At 68.4% G+C, this 4,724-nt stretch carries 2 protein-coding genes and 1 pseudogene; all 3 read right to left on the bottom strand.

Annotated features, from left to right (window positions below):
- On the bottom strand, positions 1–2,709 hold a 2,709-nt coding region (locus SGA01_RS40450; protein ID WP_255325379.1), incomplete at its 3' end, for a caspase family protein.
- The gene (locus SGA01_RS40445; protein WP_141303392.1) at positions 2,706–3,575 is read right to left on the bottom strand and encodes a hypothetical protein; all 870 of its coding nucleotides are present in this window, start codon (positions 3,573–3,575) and stop codon (positions 2,706–2,708) included. The genes SGA01_RS40450 and SGA01_RS40445, both read right to left, overlap by 4 nt.
- A 959-nt stretch (positions 3,576–4,534) precedes the next feature.
- Positions 4,535–4,724: pseudogene (locus SGA01_RS40440) on the bottom strand (XRE family transcriptional regulator); the annotation flags it as partial.

Genomic DNA, 4,724 nt, shown 5'->3' with positions numbered 1-4,724 from the left:
GTTAGTGCCGGCGTCTATGGGCTGGCCGATGGGGGTGCCGGAGGTCAGGTCCCACATCCGCACCGTTCCGTCGCTGCCAGCGGTGACCGCGATGGGGGCGCCGTCCATGGTCGTGCATGCCACCGCGTTGACCGAGACGGTGTCGGCGTCTATGGGCTGGCCGATGGGGGTGCCGGAGGCCAGGTTCCACACCCACACTGTTCCGTCGTTGCCGCTGGTGACCGCGATGGGGGCGCCTTCCATGGTCGTGCACGCCAGCGCGGTCACCGGGTTGGTGTGGCCCGTCAGGGTGTCGCGGAGGGCTGGGGAGAAGCTGCCTCCTGTCGCCCAGCGGGGTGTCCAGCGACGTTCGGAGATGTGGTGGGTCAGGTGTTGGTGCAGGTCTGTGGCGCCGGCTCGTGCGGCGTCGAGGGCGAGAACTTGGCGGCGAACCTCTGGAGGGACGTGGGCGTGGATACCGAGGGACGTGCGGTAGACCGCCGCGGCGAGCCGGGCATCCTCGGCGCGGGCGTGGTGGAAGTAGGGGGTGAGGTTGCGTGGGGCGGCGTGGACCAGGTACTCGGTCTCGGTGAGGATGGCGTCGAGGCGGCCTGCTGCGGTGGCATGGGTGGCGAGGTGGTTACGCGTGTAGGGGTGGGCGCGGGACCAGTCACGGGTGGCGTCGCTGCGGTAGGGCACGTGCTCGGTGAGGACATCGGTGAAGGCCGCATGCACGGCCTGCTCGTTCATCCCGTCGCGCAAGTGTTCGGCGAGGGCCTGATGGTAGAGCCGGTAGGCGGAACGACCGGATTCGGTGGCTTCCACCACGTACGAGCCTGCGGTGTGGCGCAGCCACAGCAGATCCTCGTCGGTGTAGGTGTGGCCGGAGAGGGCGGAGGCCAGGGGAGCCCAGATGTCCTCCCAGGGCAGGCCTTGGCCTTCAGTGAACGCCAGGGGGCGCAGCAGTTCTGTGGCCCGTTGGGCGTCGGGGCCGAGGCGGCGTGTGAGGTCGTCGCGCATGGCCTGCCCGGCATGCCGCGGCAGGCTCTGGCGCCAGGCCAGGTCCTGGGTGTCGACCACGACGTTTTCGGCTGCGGCCAGTGTGCCGGCGGTGATTCGGGCGACCAGGAACGAGGTGCCGGCCGCCTCTGCCACCGCGTCCGCGACCGGTCTCAACGCCTCGGGGTGCTGGCGGTAGGGGGAGGCGGGGTGGGCTTTGAGCAGGGTTCGGCCGCTGTAGGCGCGCAGGGCTGCGGGATCTGCATAACGGGGGGAGTCGAGGTCGATGACCTCGTCGCGGGGGCCCGCGGTGCGAGGGGCGATCCCGAGACGGTCCAGGAGGTAGGGACGGGCGCCCAGCAGCAGCCGGATTTGGCCGTGCGAGTGATCGATCAACGGTCGCAGGATTCGCGAGCAAAGAGTGTCCGGCGTGGCGGCCTCGTCGAGGGCGTCGATGAGCGCCGTGAACGGCCGCTTACTGTTCCACGCTTCGAGAGCATCAAGGAGTTCGCCCACGGTGCTGGCGCGTACCTTGGCGGCAGCGGTGAGGCCGGTCAGAACGTCGCTGTCGCTGAGGTTCTGCGCATAGATGGCGACATCGACTGCGCCTTCCGCCGGCACCAGGTCGGGCCCGAGGCCAAGCGCGTCCACGGGCACGGTCCGGCGGCGTTCCGAGTGGGCCAGGGCAGCGATCAGGCCGAGCACGGCGGTCTTGCCCGAGCCGGGCCCGGCGGTGACCACCCGGCAGGCCCCGCTGCTGTCCGCGGCCGGGCCATGAAGCCAGCGGATGAGGTCGGCCAGTGCCGTGTGGCGGCCGCAGAACCACCAGCCTTGGGAGGCGTCAGCGTGGTAACCCATGGCGCGCATCAGCAGCCGGTTCGTGAATTCGGTCTCGCGCCGCTGAGCCTGCTCGTCGAACTCGGCGGCCTGCTGGACGGCCAGATCCACGTCGGTCAACCGGGCGCTGTGGCGCGGGTTGGCGAGGAACGCAGGCGGTTCTCCGCTCAGCCCGACGAGGGACAGGCTGATGCGCTGGTAGCCGGGTCGGTCAGGGTGGTCGTTCATCTGCTGCACCACCGAGTTCACCGAGAGAGTCTCCGGGCTGTGCCCGGCGGTGGCCCGGTTCCGCACGGCATGTGCGAACAGCTGCGGGAAGAGACCGGCCTGAGCCTGCTGGCGCGGCTGGGCGGAGGAGACGATCACCAGCCCGGAGCCGGCTTCCTGCCCCCACGTGGCGCTGATGCGCTCCAGCGCTGCGGCGGCGAGTTCGTTGCCGCCCTGGCCGGAATAGCAGGTATCCAGCACCAGCAGTAGGCGGCGCAGCTTGGTATCGCGCAGAATCGCCCGGGCCAGCTCGACGGTCGGCAGCGTCGTGTAGGCGACATCGTCGGGGTCGGTCTCGGAGGTGAACAGGACGTGGTCGCTGCTGTCATCAAGAACCTCCCCGTGCCCTGAGATGTAGACGGCCAGTAGGTCGTCCTCGCGACGGTCAGGTGCTTTGCAGAACGCCCTGAGCTGGTCGGTCAGTTGCATCTTCGTGGGATTCAGGCCCAGTGCCGTCTCGTGCTGGTAGCTCAGCTCGTTCGTGAAGACGTCGATGACGCGGTCACGCGCCTCTATCAGCGTCGGTCGGTCCCAGTCGGGACACTTGGGGTACCGGGCTACGGCCGTGGCGATGAGGAACCGCCGCGGCCCACCCTCCCCCGCATCGCCGCCTGCCAGAGTGTTCACAACAAGCCTTCAGCGATCGCCTGCCCGCACAGCTTGTCCGTCAGATAGGCAGTCGCGTCATGCGCGTGCGAGCCGTTGTGCACCCGCACCGAACGCACCGAGTCGCCGAACGCCGGGCGTAGATCCTTCACCAGAGCCACCACGTCGCCGTCATCGACGATGTTCGTCCACACCAGGGCCTCGCCTCCTGGCCATACACCGCGCCTTTTGCCACCCAGCTCGAGCGGAGCTGGCTCGAGCCGCTTCAGGATCAGTTCCGGGATGCCCAGCGGAGAGCCAATCGTGACAAGTGCGGTGACCCGATGTCCCGGCCGCGCGCACAACGCCTCATAGGCCACCACCGATCCCAGGGAATGGGCGACTACCACGCGGGTGTCGTCACCGATCGCCTCAGTCACCCGCCCACGCGCCTCGATCCGGACCTTCGGATCAGTCAGGTAGCGGTGGACCTGCTTGAGGTCGAAAACCATCGCCCGCAACGCCACTCCGGAGAAGAACCGTGACCCCGACAGTGCCCGCAATGCCGCCTGCACCGACCGCGGCGTTGCCGCCAGCGTGTCCGCTCCCGGAGGCACCACCATCGGATCGGTCGCTGCGGCCGCACGCCACCACTCCAGCAGCAACTCGCTTTCGAATCCCTCTTTGACGTCGTCAGCGGCGTAGAGGGGGTCTCCCACAGCCAGAAGCTCCCCTTCCGGCCGGAACACGTCCCCATAAAACGCCATCACCACATCCAGGTCTGCGGCGGCGCTCTTTGCCTCAGCGCGGCGCAGTCCATCAGTCAAGGCGGGCCGCCACTCCCTTAGCAAGGAGTCCTCCCCGAGGAGCTGCTTGCCGATGCCGTGCACCGCCACTACCCGTCCCACACCGCGCCCCTCCCCGTACGCGCCCACTTGTCATGAGCGCCGTACCAGCAGGCGCCCACCCAAGCAGAGCAAGCAAACCGCCCGTGGACCCACAACCAGGTCCGGGGGCTCTGAGGGCCCAGGTATGGCATGGACTCACCTCGTCTCACCAGGCCGTCCTCTTTCAGTCTCCTCCGTACGTCGCCTGGCCGCTCGGCGGCTGGCACACCGCCCTGCACCGCCTGAGGGCCGCTGCCCCCATGCCGGGTGAGCAGTCGCTGCTGAACAGCGGCAGTGGACGGTTGCGGTTGATACCGATTGTTCGGAGGCGGCGGTCTGTCCTGCCGAGAGCAGGCCAGCCGCCCGCCCGCCGCAGCCTGGCCAGACTGTGAGGCATGAAGACTCCTCCGAGTCCCAATCGCGTGCGTGCGAGCGTGAGGGCCGCGATCTCCGCCCTGGAGATGGCGGCCGTGACGGCCGGGGTACTGGCTAGCGAGAGGTGTGCCGTAGCAGCGCATTCAGGAGCGCATGGCGGCGTGCGTCCGGCCAGTTCCACGGGACCTGATATCCGTCAGCCGGTCATTTCCAGGAGGGTGCCCTTTTTGGTGGCGCTGTCCAGAGACAGGTTGAGGAACAAGACAGCGAGCTCGGCTGTGGGAAAGCCCCTTCAGGCAAGGTCCCAGCGAGAGAGCCAGCCGAAGCGCCGCTCCTCCCGGCCCCTCAATCGGTTACGGCCGCGCGCTGATGTGCAGCCGAGGATCCACAAAGCAGTGTCATCCTGGCCGGTGACTCCCCGTCGAGCCAGCGGACGACGCTAGACCTCGACCCGCTTGCAGCACAGCACAGAGCCCGCTCGACGCTCCCGCTCCGGAATCTCGGTGACCACGCCCCAGCTCCCTTTGGGCCCCTCGGACTCGGTCATAAAACACTATGAGAGCCCAGACCGCGAACGGAGCCCATCGTTGGGGTTGTCGGCTTGGTCAGAGGCCGCCTTGCCGGTATGAGCGTGCGGCCGCCATGACGTCCTTGAAGCGGTCGTCTGCGAGCGCCTGCAGGGGCGCGTCGTCATCGAGTTGCGGGTTCATGCCCATCATCCAGGCGCGGGCGACGTGCCTGTTCTCGCGTTCTTCCACGTACCGGAACACGTGGAAGGCCGTGCGCAGCCGGATC

The organism is Streptomyces gardneri (assembly GCF_006539185.1).
Taxonomy (GTDB): domain Bacteria; phylum Actinomycetota; class Actinomycetes; order Streptomycetales; family Streptomycetaceae; genus Streptomyces; species Streptomyces gardneri.
This window is presented reverse-complemented; position numbering and strand designations above follow the sequence as displayed.